Annotated in this window: 19 protein-coding genes; 2 read left to right on the top strand and 17 right to left on the bottom strand. The window is 40.2% G+C overall.

The window, feature by feature from the left end:
* Positions 1–18: 18 nt before the first annotated feature.
* From GHD25_RS12130 to GHD25_RS12120, 3 genes are read right to left on the bottom strand one after another with little or no spacing between them, the layout of a single operon-like run.
* On the bottom strand, positions 19–1464 hold the full coding sequence (locus GHD25_RS12130) for an FAD-binding oxidoreductase (RefSeq protein WP_164217201.1): 1446 nt from the start codon (positions 1462–1464) through the stop codon (positions 19–21).
* Between the two features lie 38 nt (positions 1465–1502).
* Complete coding sequence (locus tag GHD25_RS12125; protein ID WP_164217199.1) at positions 1503–2936, bottom strand: FGGY-family carbohydrate kinase; 1434 nt, start codon at positions 2934–2936, stop codon at positions 1503–1505.
* 23 nt (positions 2937–2959) lie between these two features.
* Positions 2960–3736 carry an SDR family NAD(P)-dependent oxidoreductase gene (locus GHD25_RS12120; RefSeq protein ID WP_164217197.1) on the bottom strand — a complete coding sequence of 259 codons (777 nt, stop codon included), beginning with the start codon at positions 3734–3736 and terminating at the stop codon, positions 2960–2962.
* Positions 3737–4013: 277 nt separating this feature from the next.
* On the opposite strand from GHD25_RS12120, the gene GHD25_RS12115 reads away from it, so the two are divergent.
* Complete coding sequence (locus tag GHD25_RS12115; RefSeq protein ID WP_164217195.1) at positions 4014–4583, top strand: glycerol-3-phosphate responsive antiterminator; 570 nt, start codon at positions 4014–4016, stop codon at positions 4581–4583.
* A gap of 182 nt (positions 4584–4765) precedes the next feature.
* On the opposite strand, the gene GHD25_RS12110 is transcribed toward GHD25_RS12115, so the two are convergent.
* The 12 genes from GHD25_RS12110 to yhfZ all read right to left on the bottom strand — a co-directional run bounded on the left by GHD25_RS12110 (position 4766) and on the right by yhfZ (position 15397).
* Positions 4766–5008 carry a hypothetical protein gene (locus GHD25_RS12110; RefSeq protein WP_164217193.1) on the bottom strand — a complete coding sequence of 81 codons (243 nt, stop codon included), beginning with the start codon at positions 5006–5008 and terminating at the stop codon, positions 4766–4768.
* Positions 5009–5181: 173 nt separating this feature from the next.
* Entirely contained in the window at positions 5182–5568 is a 387-nt protein-coding gene (locus GHD25_RS12105) for an ectoine synthase (RefSeq protein WP_164217191.1), read from the bottom strand.
* Positions 5569–5619: 51 nt separating this feature from the next.
* On the bottom strand, positions 5620–6867 hold the full coding sequence (gene ectB, locus GHD25_RS12100; RefSeq protein ID WP_164217345.1) for a diaminobutyrate--2-oxoglutarate transaminase: 1248 nt from the start codon (positions 6865–6867) through the stop codon (positions 5620–5622).
* A gap of 46 nt (positions 6868–6913) precedes the next feature.
* Positions 6914–7435 (bottom strand): diaminobutyrate acetyltransferase, encoded by a 522-nt coding sequence (ectA, locus tag GHD25_RS12095; RefSeq protein ID WP_164217189.1) that lies wholly within the window; start codon positions 7433–7435, stop codon positions 6914–6916.
* Positions 7436–7820: 385 nt separating this feature from the next.
* On the bottom strand, positions 7821–9023 hold the full coding sequence (locus GHD25_RS12090) for a phosphopentomutase (RefSeq protein ID WP_164217187.1): 1203 nt from the start codon (positions 9021–9023) through the stop codon (positions 7821–7823).
* A 3-nt stretch (positions 9024–9026) separates the two neighbouring features.
* Positions 9027–10187, bottom strand: a complete 1161-nt coding sequence (locus tag GHD25_RS12085; protein ID WP_164217185.1) for an alanine racemase — start codon at positions 10185–10187, stop codon at positions 9027–9029.
* 15 nt (positions 10188–10202) lie between these two features.
* On the bottom strand, positions 10203–11348 hold the full coding sequence (locus tag GHD25_RS12080) for an aminotransferase class V-fold PLP-dependent enzyme (protein WP_164217183.1): 1146 nt from the start codon (positions 11346–11348) through the stop codon (positions 10203–10205).
* Positions 11335–12264 carry a phosphotriesterase family protein gene (locus GHD25_RS12075; protein WP_164217181.1) on the bottom strand — a complete coding sequence of 310 codons (930 nt, stop codon included), beginning with the start codon at positions 12262–12264 and terminating at the stop codon, positions 11335–11337. Before GHD25_RS12075 ends, GHD25_RS12080 begins: the two co-directional genes overlap by 14 nt.
* A gap of 19 nt (positions 12265–12283) precedes the next feature.
* The gene (locus GHD25_RS12070) at positions 12284–13576 is read right to left on the bottom strand and encodes a YhfT family protein (RefSeq protein WP_164217179.1); all 1293 of its coding nucleotides are present in this window, start codon (positions 13574–13576) and stop codon (positions 12284–12286) included.
* A gap of 21 nt (positions 13577–13597) precedes the next feature.
* Positions 13598–13954, bottom strand: a complete 357-nt coding sequence (locus GHD25_RS12065) for a DUF2620 domain-containing protein (RefSeq protein WP_164217177.1) — start codon at positions 13952–13954, stop codon at positions 13598–13600.
* Positions 13954–14331: a PRD domain-containing protein gene (locus GHD25_RS12060; RefSeq protein WP_164217176.1), complete on the bottom strand. Its 378-nt coding sequence runs from the start codon at positions 14329–14331 to the stop codon at positions 13954–13956. Before GHD25_RS12060 ends, GHD25_RS12065 begins: the two co-directional genes overlap by 1 nt.
* 133 nt (positions 14332–14464) lie before the next feature.
* Complete coding sequence (gene yhfZ, locus GHD25_RS12055) at positions 14465–15397, bottom strand: GntR family transcriptional regulator YhfZ (protein WP_164217174.1); 933 nt, start codon at positions 15395–15397, stop codon at positions 14465–14467.
* 161 nt (positions 15398–15558) lie between these two features.
* Between yhfZ and GHD25_RS12050 the strand changes: the two genes are divergently transcribed.
* Positions 15559–16845 carry a serine hydrolase gene (locus tag GHD25_RS12050; RefSeq protein WP_164217172.1) on the top strand — a complete coding sequence of 429 codons (1287 nt, stop codon included), beginning with the start codon at positions 15559–15561 and terminating at the stop codon, positions 16843–16845.
* A gap of 165 nt (positions 16846–17010) precedes the next feature.
* On the opposite strand, the gene yidC is transcribed toward GHD25_RS12050, so the two are convergent.
* Entirely contained in the window at positions 17011–17817 is an 807-nt protein-coding gene (yidC, locus tag GHD25_RS12045) for a membrane protein insertase YidC (protein ID WP_164217170.1), read from the bottom strand.
* Complete coding sequence (locus GHD25_RS12040; RefSeq protein ID WP_164217168.1) at positions 17772–18143, bottom strand: hypothetical protein; 372 nt, start codon at positions 18141–18143, stop codon at positions 17772–17774. The genes yidC and GHD25_RS12040 overlap by 46 nt, the downstream gene beginning before the upstream one ends.
* Positions 18144–18416: the final 273 nt, after the last annotated feature.

Raw genomic sequence — 18416 nt, 5'->3', positions numbered from 1 at the left:
TGGCAATAAATTTTGTTCTTATTGATCTTCTCCCGGATAGATTGTTCCCTTATTCATAATCCCATTTGGGTCAAATGCTTTTTTTAACGTTTCCAGGATGTAATAGGATGATCCGTATTCATCTTTAATCCACGGGGTGCGATGTTTTCCTACCCCATGGTGATGCACCATGGAGCCTCCTGCCTTTAGTGTTTCCTCTACAATTATTTTATTTATAGGGTAATGATATTTACTTATCTCTTCCTCCGGTTGAATATTAACAAGATCATAATAATACACAAAATACATGTTCGTTCCATTCATATAACTGTGGGATGAGTGCCCTCCCAGCATGGTTATATCAGGTATTTCCTGTCTTATTCGCTTAATGCAGTTTTCATAAATTTCATTAATATTGCTCCAGGTTCCGGAAACCTCCGTAGTAAAACCAATATTATTCGTTTCTTTTATTTCTTTTCGCTCTTCTTCCACTTTGGCGGGATCCCAATTCAGATTTTCAAACCAGTTCTGTATCTTATTGCTGTCCACCTTTTCGGAAGGGTTATGCTCTGTGACAATTTCTTCAATTGCTTCCCCTGTTGCCTGAACAATTGATTTCGGCCCTTCTGCCATAAAAATCAGTACACATTTGCCCTTCGAAAAATCAAAATGATCTGCGGCGTCTTCCGGGTCATAGAGTCTTGCAACAGAAGGTTTATAACCTTTTACCATCACTTCCCGAAGTATTTCAAATCCGGTTTTCATATCTTCCAGCAGGTATCCGTAATATTGATTATTTTCCGGCTGATACTGAAATAACTTTACGGTTACTTCCGTGATATAACTTAGTGCCCCTTCATTCCCGATAATTACATGGCGGATATCCGGCCCTGCAGCCCGTCTAGGGACATTTTTAATTTTTGTGATGTTTCCATTTGGAAATACAGCTTCAAGCCCGACTACCATATCTTCAATCCCGCCATACAATGTGGAAAGCTGTCCAATGCTGCGTGTTGCGACTAATCCGCCCATTTGGGCAAGCGGTTTTGACTGTGGTGAATGCCCAGTCGTCAGTCCCTGTTCCCGAAGTTTATTTTCCAATTCCTCCAGTGGCACACCACATTGGACTGTGGCAAGCATATTATACGGATCAATGGAAACAATTTCATTCATCTCTGAACCATCAATGACCAGAGAATTTTCAACTATCGTTTCCAGCCCGCCTTCTGTGGCGGAACCCCCGGTTTTTGGCACTGCGTTAATTCCATTTTTATTCATGTAAGAAAGGAGATTGGAAATTTCCTCTGCTTGCTTCACTTTCACAACCGCTGCAGGAATCGGCTGTGTGTATACTCCGTGAATCGTTTCATATTTGCGGAAACGATCAACACTATTATCCTTCAGCACCTGTTCGTCTGTAATGATTTGTTCTTCAGCTAAAATACTTTTTAAATCCTGAACGATTTGTTCTCTTGATAGTCCCATTTCACAAAGCTCCTTTAATCATAATTTTTATATAATATTTATAAAGAATACATCTTCTTTAATAAACCATCCGTATAATTTGTTGCCTGACTGTAAACTTCACTGTTTAATTTATGATAAAAAACATGTTTATCCTTATCGGGTAAAAAACTGTCTTTCACGCGAACCATGTTTTCAACCGCCTCGGAATAGGTTCCATATTCTTTCAGTGCAACAGCTGTATTAATGGCAGCTCCAAGGCTTGCCGATCCGTTTATTTCATTCCGTATTGCCGGGACACCGAAGACATCAGCCATCAATTGCATCATGATATCCCCATTTGACCCACCGCCCGAAATAATAATTTCTTTCACTTCCATATTTCTTTCACCAAACAGCGAATCCAAATGATTTTTCATCGTCATGGCGATTCCTTCCAATATGGAATGATAAATATGTGCTCTCCGATGCCTTTCATCAAAACCGATCATCATGCCTTTTCGGAATGGTTTATCCGCTGGCGCCAGCCAATCCAGTATGGTAATGAGTCCATCGCTCCCGGGAGGTACTTTTTGTTCGGCTTCCCTGTTCAGAAATTCCTCCGGGGACATTTGCTTTGCCTCAGCTTGTTTTATTAGAACATCCCCGAAAAGTTCCCTGAACCAGCTGACTGTCCACATGCCGCGGCGTATTCCATTACTTTCGAGTAAGTATTTTCCGGGCACAGATGCAAAGTTTGTCCAAAAATTTTCCGGATTTTTTATGTTCCTTTCACTTGGAACCATACCTGCTATATAAGTTCCCAGGGAAATTAATGCCCTGTCTTCTTCAAGCAGCCCTGCTCCAAGTGCTTCTACCGCTTTGTCATTCGCTGTACCCACCACAGGAATATCGAAAGGAATACCCGTCATTTTTGAAGCTTGATCAGTGATATACCCCAATATACTGCCGGGCGGCTGAAGTTCAAATAACATTTCCCGCGGTATATTAACATGTTCGAGGATGGAAGGATCTTCACTCCAATTCCATGTATCCGTATCTATAGGCCACATCCCCTGGTAGTTGGCAGATGTGTCCTTAAATTCCCCGGTCAGCCGGTGTGTAATATAACCGGAAGATGCTGTAACGTAAGCTGTTTCTTTGTTCGTATGTTCATAAGGTTTGGAAACACGCTCATCCATCCAGCTGATGACAGGGGCAGCAAGTTCCCCCTTTTTATTTAATAAACAGCGGCAGAATCGGATCGTGCAAAGACCCACTCCAATGATATTATTCTTTTCACCTGGAAAATCGGCCAATGCCTGTTCACATGCTTTGATCAGGGAATACCATAAATCATCATCCGGATGTTCGACTATTCCCGCTTGTGGTGTATGCAAGGACTTAAGGTTTTGTTTACCTTCGCTGACAACATTGCCAAATAAATCATAAATGACCACTTTGGTACTTTGAGAACCTCCATCAATCCCGACGATATATTTTTCCTGTTTCATAACCTGCCGCCTCCTCAACATTACTACCGGACAAGATATCCTCCATCAACCGCCAGAATATGTCCGTTTACATAGTCTGCTGCCCGGCTTGCCAAAAACACCACTGCTCCCATTAAATCAACTGGGTCACCCCAGCGGTTGGCAGGTGTATGGTTCAGTATTTTCTCGTTTGCAACGGGATCATTTCTTGTTTCTTTTGTCAGCTCTGTTGCATAATAACCGGGCGCAATTCCATTAACCTGTATGTTATAACTGCCCAGTTCATCAGCAAATGATTTTGTCAACCCGGCTAAGCCGTGTTTGCTTGCTGCATATGCTGGTGAACCCAGCCCGCCAAGGTAGGAAAACATGGAACAAATATTAATTATCTTCCCCTCCCGTCGTTCCATCATCCATTTGGCCGCCTCGTGGCTTACTTCAAAAGCAGCGGTTAAATTCACCTGCAGCATGGGATCCCACTTGCCCCTGTCAAATTCTTTGAACGCTGCAATTTTATTCATTCCTGCACTATTGACCAAAATGTCTACCGTTCCAAAGTGTTCCAGGCATTTTTCTATAATGAGTTTTGGTGTTCCTTCATTTGTAATATCAACCTGTAAAAACTCCATCCGTGCACCTTCATTTTCAATTAATTGCCGTGTCGTCCCATCATCCGCCGTTAAACTGGGTATAAACAAGTTTGCCCCCGCTTTTGCCAGTGCCAGGGAAAAAGCCCGGCCCAAGCCTGAATTGCCGCCGGTAACGATGGCAGTTTTTCCTTTCAATGAAAAATAATCCATAGAGAAGCCTGTTATGTCCATATTCTCACCTCTCAGTTTAGTTATTCTCAGTTTCCCTTATATTATTTAGACAAAATAAAAGAGAGAAAAGCATACTTCCCCCAAGGGGAAGTTACTTTTCTCTCGGCTCTAGTAACTTTAATTTCAATTTATGCAACTGTTATATAGTATATGGTTCTATTTCCATTATGTCAAATTGAAGAAGCAAACTGCTGAATTGAAGCGCTTTTCTTTACTACTTATCAGGTTGTTGTATAATAAGTAATTGAGTGACTTTACATAATTAAGGAGCTTTTTAATGAGTAAAAATAGAATAATAAAAACGTTGGAGGATAATCCGGTAATCGCTTCGGTAAAGGATAGTCAGGGATTAAATGAAGCGATGGAGAGTGAATGTAATATTATTTTTGTCCTTCACAGCACAATTATTAATGTAGGCCAAATTGTAAACAAAATAAAGGAGAAAGGTAAGCTGGCCTTCGTTCATGTAGATCTCCTTGAAGGGGCTTCGAATGAGGAAGTAGCACTACAGTTTCTGAATGAAAATACTAAGGCAGACGGAATTCTCAGCACAAAAGCCCACATGGTGCATGCAGCGCAGAAATATGGATTTTATACTATCCACCGATTTTTCCTGATAGATTCATTTTCCTTCCATAACATTGATAAACAAATCGCTCAATCACAACCACATTTCATTGAGATCCTCCCCGGAGGCATGCCTGAAGCAATAGGCTGGGTTAAAGATAAAGTAAACTTACCGATTATCGCAAGCGGACTTGTATGCGAGAAAGAAATTGTTGTATCTGCACTGCAGGCTGGAGCAGTTGCCATTTCTTCAACAAATAGTGAAGTGTGGTATATGTGAATCTCATCACAAAATAAGTAAAGGCTTATGAATTAAGATATCTTTAATTTCTTAAATAGAATGAAGCTTGCCCTTGTTGAAAAGAAGAAAAGAGACGACTCCCAAAAGAAGGCGGATACCTGCATCGGATCCAAAATGGAGACGAAACGGCCTTCCCTTGGAGACAGTCTCTTTCCTGACTTTTACGGATTCATCATTTCCTGCTCACACTGCTGGCAGAGCTGCTGAATCTGCTGTAACTGCTGTGCCGCATTTTGTTCCATTTGCGCCATTTGCTGTGCACCCATGCTTCCTGCTTGCTGCTGGGCTCCTGGCTGCTGGGTCTGCTGCTGCAGCTGCTGTGCATTTTGCTGCTCCTGCTGTGCCAGCTGCTGCGCAATTTGACTGATTTGCTGAAGTGTTTGCTGTGCTTGCTGTTGTGACATACGAACCTCTCCTTTTTTAAGTTTCGGTCGTATTTTGTGCCAGTTTTTTAATTTCATACTACTTTTTTTTAATTTGTTCAACTTTCCCCATTGTAAATGAATCTTAACTGCTTCACCTCACAAAAAACACCTGGCACAGGATCACTCCCATACCAGGTAAATATCAAAATCAATTATTCTGTTAAAAGGGGGTAATACCCTTCTTCATTATGGGTTTCTGTTCCCACCAGGGGGGGATTAAATACACAAACCATTCGCATTTGCGTGCGTGCACGAAGGTAGTGTTTATCATGATCATCCAAGAGATACATTGTTCCAGGCTTGATCTGGTAAACATCACCGGTTGATACCTTTTCAATTTCCCCTTCGCCTTCAATGCAGTAAACCGCTTCGATATGGTTTTTATACCAGAAGAAATTTTCTGTGCCTGCTTTGATGATAGTATCGTTCATGCTGAAGCCTACACCGTCTTTTTTCAAAATAAAACGGCGGCTCTCCCAGTTCTCGGATTTTGTATGATCTTCAGTTCCAATTAAATCTTCCAGTGATTTTACAATCATCTATATTTTCCCCTCTCTGTCTGATCCTGTATATCTTACTGTGTGAATATCTTATTTTCCAAGTACGTATTTTATGCTATCTTCCAAAAGCTGAAGTCCTTTTTCCAGGCCATCCTGATCAATTATCAGCGGTGGCAGGAATTTGACCACTTCGTCATCCGGACCGGAAGTTTCCACAATCAGGCCGCGATTAAATGCTTCAGCACAAATTTCACTTGCCAATCCTTCTTTTTCCACTGCGATTCCCTGCATTAAACCTCTGCCTCTGGCTTCTCCATTTAGTTCCGGATATTTTTCAATCAGCATCTCTATTGCTTTATGCAGTAATTTACCTTTTTCTTTTACTTCATTAGCAAAATCATCGTTCTCCCAATTTTTCAATGCTTCTGTGGCAGCAATAAATGCCAGGTTATTTCCGCGGAATGTTCCGTTGTGCTCACCTGGTCCCCATTGGTCATGTTCCGGTTTAATAAGCGTAATTGCCATAGGGAGACCAATACCTCCAATAGACTTGGAAAGACAAACGATATCTGGATCAATTCCTGCAGGTTCGAAACTGAAGAAAGTACCGGTACGTCCATTTCCAGCCTGCACATCATCAATAATTAGAAGGATATCCCAGCGTTTGCACAGTTCCTCCACTTTTTTCAGCCATTCCATGCGTGCAGCGTTAATGCCGCCTTCCCCTTGAACAGTTTCCAAAATAATCGCTGCAGGCAGTGCTACCCCGCTTCCACTGTCTTCCAAGAACCGCTCGAGGTATGCGATGGAATCAGCATCTTCCACATATCTATCAAATGGCATGGAAACTGAGTGATGAAGCGGCACTCCAGCACCATGTCGTTTAAAAGAGTTTCCTGTAACGGATAGTGACCCAATCGTCATTCCGTGAAATGCATTGGTAAAACTGATTACTGTTTCGCGTCCAGTCACTTTTCTGGCGATTTTCAGCGCACTTTCCACTGTATTTGTACCAGTTGGCCCAGGGAACATAATTTTATAATCAAGATTTCGCGGTGTAAGAATTACGTCCTTGAAGCGTTCAAGAAATTCTTTTCTCGGGTTTGTTCCCATATCAAGGCTATGAATAATGCCATCATTTTTAATATATTCAATTAACTTTTGCTGCATTACATCGTCATTATGTCCATAATTCAATGTACCTGCTCCGGCAAAAAAGTCGATGTATTCTTTTCCATCTGTATCCCATAGCTTGTAGCCTTTCGATTTTTCAAAAACCGTCGGCCAGCCCCTGCTGTAGCTTCTTACTTCAGATTCCAGCTCTTCAAACGTTTTCATTTTCGTATCGTTCAATACTGCCGTTGTCAACTAAATCATCCTTTGATTATTTATTTTCTTTCTTAATCGGCCCAATCTTAAACAGTAATTCGTCTTCATGCTCTTCCCCTTCATCCGGAAAGTCATTTGATGTAAAGTAATCACTGATATCACAATTGGTGTCAAGCTTTTTCGCAAGACCTTTAAATAATGACTGGGACGGTTTATTTGATGGAGATACCGTAGCTTCTACGTATTGAACTTCCTCTTCTGTACGATGCAGCAATTGACGAAGCATCTTGGTTGCCAATCCTTTGCCGCGCTCGGAGGCATTGACAGCTACCTGCCAAATGAACAAGGAATCCGGACTATTAGGATTGATAAACCCGGAAATGAAGCCAACAGTCTTCCCTTCTCTTTCCGCCACAATCGATGTTTCGGAAAAGATTTCACACCACATGATATAACTGTAAGAAGAATTTAAATCAAGTACCTTTGTACCTTTAATCAGCTCCCATACAGCTGCACCATCTTCCTTTGTCGGCTTACGAAAATGAAAATCTGTTTCTATATCAGTTGTTAATGTCATTTCACCAATGCCACTTGTATTGATGCTCTCACCTCCTGGAATGAAATTGTTTTATTTTAGTTACTATATAAGATTAACATACGCAGAATTAACGTCAAAAAGCATAAAGCGGTGAATAACGTGATTATTCCCGATGAGATGGAATGAGCACCAAATGATTGCCATTGTCTATTAAAAGCTGTGAAATATAAAAAAATAAACCGGTTTTTACGACTTTTACTAAAAACCGGAAAAAAAGCAGGTTATTTAATGGAAGGAATAACTGTCTTTTCATAAATGAATTTTTGGGGGAATGTAGATAAACGTGTGTTTTACAATTTAAGCAAGATTAGAATCGTAAAAAATCGGACACATCCAAGCTTGTATCCGATTTCCACTCAATATTCTATTTTTCCAGCAAATCCACAAGAAAGCTCTCCCCCTCTGCTGTTTTTGGCAAATCAAAAAAGTCACAGAAGGTTGCGCCGACATCTGCCATTGTTTCCCGCAGTCCAATATACGTTTTACCCACTTTATTTCCTATCGCTATAATTGGTACATATTCACGTGTATGATTTGAATGGCCGATGGTAGGATCATTTCCGTGATCAGCCATAATAATAAGTAAATCATCCTCTTGCATTGCGGGTACAAAGGTATTTCTAAGCCAATGATCTGTTTCATTTAAAAGCTCACAATACCAATCTACGTCTTCCGAATGTCCAGCAAGGTCTGTTTCCTGTACATTTATTAAAAATGCAGCCTCATCTTTTTCTTGTGTATAAGCTTCCATTACTTTAGATAATAATTCAGTTGTATTTACAACGGGGTCAGTTGGCCCAGCACCGTGAAGGACGTCAGCTGTTTTTCCCATGCGATAAACCTTCAGATTATGATCCGCTGCTATCATGGGAAATTGTCTATCCATTTCTACACCATAACCCATATGGAAAACTTCATATCCCTCGCCATACACATTTGCTTTTGGTGTATCAACCCCATATTGACCTGCTTGCTTTTCCTTTACACAGGATAAAATGTGCTCAATGGATGTATAAGGTCCTCCAAAAGCAATAACTCTTGTTGTATCTACATGATGCCGCACAACTTTACCTAACTCTTTTACTTCCGAGAAAGGCATCTTTTTAAAATCTGCTGTTACATTAATAATATTCCCCAGGGAAGATTCCAAGTTATCCGCTACTACTGCTGCACCATTGACTAAAAGAACAGGGAACTCATCAAACGGGTAATCCACATCGTATCCGTTACTTTCCAGTATTTTTTTCATACCATAATGAATATCTTTCATTAATCGTTTATTGGATTTTTTTGGGCAGCTTCCTGCTATTTCCTGATGCCCAAGGTAAGTATCTGCTCCATGATGGGCCAATTTAGAATAACCATAAGCGTTGTTGGGAGGAGATTCATCATCAATAAGGGCACCCAGCCCCGAATTATATAGGAAAGGGATTTGCAGTTTACCCTGATTCATTTCCCTGATATGCTTATACGTATTGGCCTTACAGTCGGACGGGACATATTCCTTACAATCAGACATTGCACCAATTCCAAAGCTGTCGATCACGAGTAGTGTCATTTTTGACATCTGTCACCACTTCCTTTCAAGATGGATGACTTTTGGATCTCCGGATTGAATTCCTTGCACCAATGCTACATGTGCCCTTGTTACGAAAATCTGTGTGCGAAAAGCAAAGATTGCTGTGTCCCCGATTTCTATGGAAAAATTGGAAGGGCGTTCTATCATCCCGTAATAATCTATTACTTCAGGGTTATTTTGCTGGGCATTTGTATAACGGTCAAGTATATTTCCTTTTGAATGGCCAACCAAGCAACCTTCCATTTTAGATCGTCCATAATATCCGCCCGCAATAACCTGATAATTGCCATTGGATTCATGGGAAATTTCCGAAACATAAATGATGGCCGGTTTCTCAGGTAAATCTTTATATACATGAATAGGCGTCGTTCCTGTTAAGCCATGCCCCGGTTCGGAATGGGTGACTCCCTTATTACGCAGAAAGGGAATCGTCTCCGTACTTGTTCCACTGGGACCATTCACCTGCTTAACAAAAATTCCTTTAGCCTCAAGAATTTTAACTGCATACAACAACGTGTCCATATTGGCTGTCGGTACCATTTTTGTCTTATTCTCAGCCAATTGAAGATTTGGAAAGGAGGTTACCCCAACAATACTAATCCCGGGAAGATCTCGAATATGATCTATATTTGCAGCAAGCTTTTCTATAGGTATGCCCCCTTCCTGCCCTTGATAAATTTTATCATTTGGCCCAGTTACTTTTAACAGGATATCCTGCTTAACTCCCACACTTTCTGCTGCCAAGGATAATTGCTTAGCCCGCTCAAAGGAAAAAATAGTTACCACTTCCGGCTTCCAGCTCAGAACTTCATACCACTGATTTTTCCCTGGCTGAACAAGATGTCCAATGTTTCCTATTGTAATTCCATGATCAGCGAGAACTTTTCCTTCATCAAAATCAACAGCAACTGCTTTCTTTATGCCATTGGCAGCTATTATTTCCGCAACCTTGGGGATTCTGCCAAGCTGTTTTGTCATAAAGTAGAGTTCCATGTCATTCTGTTGTGCCGCAGATGCAAGTTTTCGAGTATTTTTTTTTAGATTATCCACATCGATGACATACGTGTTTGGGGGGATAGCTCCTGATTGATGAAGGGACAGCCCTGTATGAATTAACGCTGGATTTCTTCTTTTCGTTACATTCAGAAACATGGATTCAGCCTCCTATTATGTCAGTTTTTCATTGTCTTTGATGGAATGTATAGCTTTATCCAGTATATTTACTACTGCGGACGCTCCTGCTTTCATTGGATTGATACGGATTCCGTATTTCTTAAGCCAGGGCTCTGCCTCAATAAAACTCCCCGAAACCCGATAAATCATCGGAATAATTTCGTATTTTGATTCAGCACCAACAGGATGCGTTGCCGCCCCTAAACGGTTACTCTGCTTAATAACCTCCTGGGCAATTGGCTCGCTCAGTTCAACAATGACATTTTTCGACTGCGCATTCGTCATATAGGCAACCTCAATCCCCGAAACAGCACCTTCATTCAATTCTTTGCAAAGTGCTTCAACCTGTTCATTCTGCGTTGCAAGAGACACTGGTGCAAATGTCATCATACGCAGAAGCTCCATCGCTTCAAATCCCTGTACTTGCCCTCCACCGGAATAATTTCTTTCCTGCAGGCGTTTAATACCCTCATCTTTACCAACAATAACCCCGATTCCCTCCGGACCAAGTAATTTAAACCCGGAAAACGTGGAATAATCGGCTCCATATTCCACACCGATTCCATAGGTTTTCATCGCACAATAATTATCATCCACGACAACTGGCAAATCCGGCCGTATTGATTTTACCGTCTGAATTAACGTGTTTATATCATAGGTATCTGTAGGCTGCTGTCTTGCATGCTGAATATAAAACACCTTACACTCCTGGTCTTCCTTCAGGGCAGCTTCAACAGCCTTCATATCATTAAAATCAACCACTTCTGTTTTCATTCCGAGGGTGCGGAAAGTCTCCTTCGTTGTCGTGTATACAGGAGCCGAGTGAATGAACATCGACTCCCCTGCTTCCATTAACGTACTTAATATAATCCGAATGGCACCGGTACCGGCACCGCGAACGAGTGCAGCATTATCCGCACCGAAAAAATCTGCCAAAACACGTTCTGCTCTTTCGGTCTGCTCCGGTTTTTTAAAACGGGGCGCCACACCAAGATCACCCAACGACAGAAATTCATCTCCGGTAAAATGTCTGCTCATATAACCCACAAGCTTAAACTGTAATTGCTGTGCTTCTCCTATTGAAAATTGCGGTAAAACCGAGTCTGCATATTTTAACCTCGATGGATCATAACTCATCATTATAACGCTCCTTTACTGCAAATGCATTTGCCGGATTATGAATCAATAAATCGTTAATAATTTCATCAGTAACACCCTTAAACTTTAATTGAGGAATAAAGTCACGCAGCACAAGGTCGTATCCCGGACCACGATGTTTTTTCCAATGAGATTTTCTCGTTAAATCCGCAGAAAGCAAAATTTGCTGATGAAACCCGCGTTCAATAAAATCAAGCAAAAATTCCACACGCTCTCCATCGGGACGGTAATTATTCTTCCCAATCGTGTCAAATCCTATATATACTCCCGATTTTAGGACGGATAACACTTCGTCCTTATTTGAATTTAAATCCTGATGTCCAATAATAATCTGGTCTTTTGGCAAGCCCAGGTCAAAAAACATCTCGACCTGGGTTACTCCCATTGTGCCTAATGTAGTGTGGGTGGATACGGGTAAGCCTGTTTCAAGAGCAGCTTTTCCTGCACCTATAATCAATTCTTTTTCAATCGGTTTTATTTCATCCAGGCTTGTTCCAACTTCTCCTATCACACCCGGTAAAATCCCGGTATCCAGAATTCCCTCATTGCTTTCATTTATAAAATGAGCAGCAAATTGATCACGATCCCACCCCCTAGCAAATTCAGGAATAAATGGATCTTTGTAAAATCCGGTACAGGTTATAATGTGAATCCCTGTTTTTTCACTCAAACGCTTTAATCTTTGTACATCTCTGCCCATCCCGTTGTTTGTTAATTCCACCATGGACTGGCCGCCTGCATTTTTAAAGTGATTTAACTCTCCCAGTACTCCTTTTTCATCATCCAAGATGGTATCAGGATCATTTTTGATTCTGGAAAGATCGATCGAAAGGTGTTCATGTGCTGCACAAATACCTAGTTCTTTTTCTGTAATTTTTCCTGTTACTGTTTGAATCATTAAGGTCACTCCCTAGATGTTATTCAGGTATTGTCATAATGCCCATAAGCACTAGAATATTTGCAATAACACCAACCGCAATCGCACCTACCGGCCCAACAGCCATACGCACTATCGGTCTACCGGCCACTTCATTTAATAGATAAAATCCTGCAATGAAGAAGAACCCAAAACCGGGTGCAATCATATTGGATGCATTTGCGCCACCAATAAGTAATGCAACTTCCAAAAGCTTCGTCATCGCATTACGAATATTTTCTCCGGAATTACGTACACCAGGATATTTATCGAGAAATTTCGCAATGGAGCTTAGAAGCATGACTTCCAGGAATATAACTGCTGCCCCGATAATCAGTGCTATCCATACATTCGGTGAAAAAAATCCTACTACAAAAATCAATGTAAAACCTACCGGACTGTATACCCCAGTCGCTATGGCAGTACTTGCAACTAATGGGATAAAACCAATGGCTCTTGCAGCAGCAGCTATTCCTGCATCTGTCTGACTGCCTTCAGCAAGTAAATTCAGGGAAATAGGGTCACCGGCCATGAGTGACAAATTGGTTGCACCTGCAATAAGCCCACCAATTACCATAAAGAATGCAACATTTTTCCTGATAGATTTGACCTTTTCACTGAATATAGATGCAAAATCTACAGAAGATCCTCCCTCTGCTTTTTCTTTCATTGCATAAGCAAACAGGAAGATCATCCCCGCGATCAGCGCCATCCCTTCTTGGTTTATTTCAATAACATTACCGCCAATGGACAATAAACCAGCTTCATTCACAAATACCGCCAACTGCCTCACCAATGCGGCAACAATAAATGTCAGAATACCTTTTTTAACACTAAACTGCATTGCAACTGCCAAAGCAGGGAAAGCCATAAATGTTACCACAACTGGAGTACCAACTTCACCCATTGGTTCAAGAAAATTAACAGGTAAGTATTCAAATAAATTCACAAAACCTTCAAGACCAACCAATAAAGCCCAGCCATATAAGCCACCTACCACAGCAGCCACAGGAGTACCCCATTTGTTTTTCGGTGTAAGCAACCCAATTATATCCGTACCCAATAAGATACTATGGATTAAAATAATACTGGCTGTTAAAGTAAATGGAATACCAAACCCGATTACTAATCCAAAACTCATGGCAAACGCTGTTAAACCAAGTTCTCTACGTTTTATTCGACCTTCAAGATGCTCCCCAACGATTGGTCGCAGCCCATCATTAAATACAGCAATATTCATGTTGGCCAATACTGCAGCTACGGCACCAATTAAAATGACAAATAACATTTCCATTGATGACACTCCTCACCTATTTTACTTATTTTTTATTGCCTTAAGAATCATTGGCACTGCAGTCTCCATATGATCGCCTGTAAATCCAAATGCTACTTTTCCATCATTCACCGCCCCGATTATATTTTCTCCTTTCGGCTTTCTGCCGGGCATCGAAACTGTTTCACACTTATCTTTGCCAATAATCGCTATCGCCATCGCCAGGGCACCACCACCTCCTGTGTGACAAGCTCCAAGATAGTAATCGGCCTGTCCGGTTTTGATCGCTATCGATGCCTCCACATCAGACTTAATCACTGTTTCAATCGAGGGATCAATCTCCTTTACCAAAGATTCAATAGCCTTTTTCTCTACCTGTCCGCCAATAACAATTTTCATTACGCTTTTCCTCCTTTATTTAATTGAATGACATTTGTATAATGCATTGCCAAAAAATCTCTTTCTTCACTAGGAAGTGCTTTTCCCCACTCTTTTTCAATCATATCTATTTGTTTTACTGCCTTGGTAAAGTAAGAGGAAGCTTTTACTTCCTTCATTATTTCTTCGCTCGGACCTTCCAGATCTTCCTCTTTATCCATTCTGGTCAGTGCAGTTGGCAGATGCGTAAACAACATCTCCGCCTGTTCAATTTTATCAGCTTTCAATTCATCCAATAAATGGCGAAATGCTGTTTCTGTTACTTTGCTTGCGCATTGTGAGATGACATCTCCTTTCAATAACATATCAAGTCTCCGTTTTAGTTCTTTTACATCCAAAGCTATTACCTCCTGGCAAATAAAATACAGTATTTTGTATATTCGTCGTGCAAAATGGTGATACCTATTAGATGATGAAACTTCTATTATTATGTTATATACTCACAGTAAAATGAAAGGATTTACGATTTCGTCAATACTGCGGAAACATTTCTTTATTTACCACTTTCTCTTGGATGTCGAGAATTTTATCCTTATCAAGTTTCAGCAGATATTCCTTTACTTCTGTTCGTTCTTTTTCTATTAAAATAACGGAAGTAGATGCTTTATCAGCTATCTCTTTTGCCTTAACTGATTGAAACTCTCCTAATCTGAAAGCTTCCCTGGCTCTGTGTTCATCTGCATTCCATACAGCTGCATCCAGATCCCCATTAAGAAGCATCTCAAATAACTGCATATAGTTGACAGGTATTAATTCAACTTCTATTTTTTCACACTCCAGCAAGGTTATTCTGGATTGATCTGTGGAAGTGTAATCAATTCCGACTCGCATACCTTCCGTTATCCTGCTGTGTTTCTCATTTGCAAAAAATATTTGATGGCCAGTTACATAAGATTGTTCCCCGAAGTTTAATACAATTTCCAGATTTACACTATTTTTTAATTCTTCCTCGGCAGCCAGCTGCGACATAACCACAAAATCATAACGTCGTGATTTTAATGCGTCAAGTCTCTGTTTCGATCCCCTCATGTAAGCCAAATCAATACGATCCAACAGATCCTCAGACACTTTCATAATGCCTGTTGCAAAGCCTTCATATTTAGCTGAATATGGCAATGGCATAGCACCAATTAATGCACCTACTCCTGCTACTTCCTTCAATAAATGAATGTCTTTTTTAATCAGGAAAGTACCCAAATGCCCCCTGGATTCCAGTTTGATCGCATGGACCTCGCTGAGTACTTTTAAAGCTCCTTGCACCGTTCCATTACCTACAACCATTTCTTTTGCCAGATCACTGACTCTTGGAATTCTTGACCCTTCCTTAAAATCAATCAATTTTTTTGCTATCTCTTTTGCTGCAAGTCCATTTTTTGAAAATAAACTGTCCCAAATTCTGCTCATTTTATCTCCTTAAAATACAAAATATTGTATACTGTAATTATAGCGCTTACAAATTTGTTTTTCAATAGATTTTAGTACTTTTTCATCATGATATTTTTTGATTACTGCTGTACGGTGAAAATATCAGCTTGGACAAATAAGAAAGGAGAGTTTATAAGAAAATGAAAAAATTATTTCTATTGTCTTTCTGTATCATATTCGCTGTAAGTTTGGTAACTGCTAGTACCGTATTAGCAAAAGGAGGCCCGCCGAAAAAACTTAGTCATGGCAGTCCGCAAAGCGTTGGAATGGACGAGGAAAGAATAGATTCCATTGATGAATTAGTTAAAGAAGCAATTACTGATGGAATTACTCCTGGTGCAGTTGTTTTGATTGCCAAAGATAATAAGATTATTAAAGAAGACGCTTATGGCTATGCTTCCAAATATGATATGGGGAAGCTTCTGTACAATCCGAAAAAAATGACGATCAAGACTGTATTTGATTTGGCCTCCGTAACAAAGGTAATGGCAACCACACAGGGGATTATGAAACTCGTAAGTGATGGGGATATCTCTGTTGAAGATAAAGTTGTAGATTATATTCCCGGATTTGGTAATCATGGAAAAGGAGATATCACTATTGAGCATCTGCTGACTCATACATCCGGTTTGACACCGTGGCAGCCTGCCTATTTGCATGCAACGAATTCGAGTGAAGTCCTCGAATATATAAACGATATGGAATTGGAATATGAAACTGGAACTGACAGGCGCTACAGTGACTTTAGTTTTATGATGCTGGGATTCGTTATTGAAGAAGTATCCGGTCAAAGACTTGATGATTATTTGGAAGAAAATATATATGACCCGTTAAAAATGAAGGATACAATGTTTAATGCAAGTGATAAAATAAACAAAAGAATTGCATCCACTTCCTGGGGAAACGGCTATGAATATAAAATGATCGATGATCCGAATTTTGGCTATTATGTCGAGGAAGACGCAGATGATTTTGAAGGCTGGAGGGATTATACGCTTAACGGAGAAGTAAATGATGGAAACAGTTATTATGCCAACAACGGAATTGCTGGACATGCAGGACTCTTTTCCAACGCACGAGATTTGGCAGTGCTTGGACAAGCCATGCTGAACAATGGTCAGTATGGAAATATATCATTATATGATGAAGAAACGGTTCAAACCTTTACAGATATACAGCATTCCGGACAAGGTTTCGGGTGGGAACGAAATCAATCATGGTATATGGGAAATGCCCATTCCGGTGAAGCTTACGGGCATACCGGATTTACCGGAACCCAAGTCATTTTTGATCCTGTATATAATTTACAAATAATTGTTCTAACTAATAAACTGAACGTTGGCCCATTGGAGAGCGGGTCGTACCCTGGTACTGGAAATTTGTCCAGTGATATTGCGGAGACAGTTTATGAGGCTATGAATAAGTAATCGGTTTTATCAGAATTTAAGTTGGGAATATTCCACAACTATCTGGCAGATTCGGTGGTACTTTTGTAAAGGCAGTCGAGAAAAAACTTATATGTGCTATCTCTTTATAACAAACTTAACCAGGGAGACTATAATATAGAAATCTCCCTGGTTATTAAAAACCGTTCAGGATGCTTCGGAAGTTCTTTTTTTATGTGCTAGATATATTTTTTTGGATATGAGTGTCTGGCCGATAATGAATAGTCCCCCGACTGCCCAATACAACGGCAATGCTGCTGGTGCATTCAGAGAGATAATACCTATCATAATCGGTGACATTAGTCCGAGTACAGCAAATTGTTTTTTCTGTTGTGGATCAAGACCGATTTGCGAAACTTGGAACTGGATAAAATAGGTAATCACTGCTAAGATGGCCAGCAAAATATCAGTTTGTCCTAGGTCAAACCATAAAAATTGATGTTCCGCTATTTCCGGTGTCCGAAGAATTGCATAGTAAAAAGCGATTAAAATCGGCATTTGGATAAGAAGCGGCAAACATCCGGCAAACGAAGCAAGCGGATTAAAATTATTTTTTTGATATACTTGCATTAATTCCTGCTGCATTTTCATTTGTGATTCCCGGTCATTTGTGCCTTTGTATTTTTTCTGGATTTCATCCATCTCCGGTTTGATTTCTTTCATTTTATCCTGCATATCCAGACTGTTTCTTGTTTGCTTCAGCATAAAAGGCATGACAGCAAGGCGAATAATGAATGTAATCATGATAATTGACAACCCGTAGCTGCCATTCAAAATGCCTGCCAATCCCTTAATCAAAAGGGAAAAATTATAAACAAAGTAGTGATTAAAAAAGCCTTCCGTATCGGCATTTATGGGTTCATCAAGTGACCCGCAGCCTGCCAGGAAAATAACAAGCATCAGCCCGATCAGGCTATATTTATTTGAGAAAGTGAATACAGATTTCCATCCCATCTTTGTCCTCCTCTTTTTTTACCGTAATTTTGCAAAAAAGAGAAGACGTGATTGTCAGTGTTGTCATCATCCGGTGCTTCGATACGTTTAGTTTTCCTCACAATCCAATCCATAATTTCTGTTGCTTCTCCGATTGAATCGAGAATGGGGGCTGTCTGAATCTTGGCGGCATGGCATTTTCTAATAGCTACATGTGTATTCCCGATAAATCTATTGAGACCAAACTGGGTAAATTTAATCGTGCCAATCCCTGACAAGAAAATGCTGAAATAGAAATACATAGATGAAGAATCTGCAAATAGTTCAGTCAGCAATTCAACCATCATCTGCATTCACCTCCTTTTACTAAAAAAATACTGTATGATAAAAATATTACTACAAATTAATGAAATTAGTAAAGGGAATGCTTTTACACTTTATTCACTGAAGTACAAGAAACTGAAGCAGGTAAAGCAGAGCTATTCTTGCTAATTAGCGTCGGAATTCGTACAATGGCAACCAGCCAAGCTCTTTTCCTCTGCATCCCTTCAATTAAACAATTAATGGAACATTCCGCACAATAAAATAAACCTTTATAAAATCATAACATTTAGTACTAT

Source organism: Virgibacillus aidingensis (genome assembly GCF_010994035.1).
Classification (GTDB): Bacteria; Bacillota; Bacilli; order Bacillales; family Amphibacillaceae; genus Virgibacillus_N.
The sequence above is the reverse complement of the archived record's forward strand: the minus strand, read 5'-3'. Positions and strand labels throughout refer to the sequence as shown.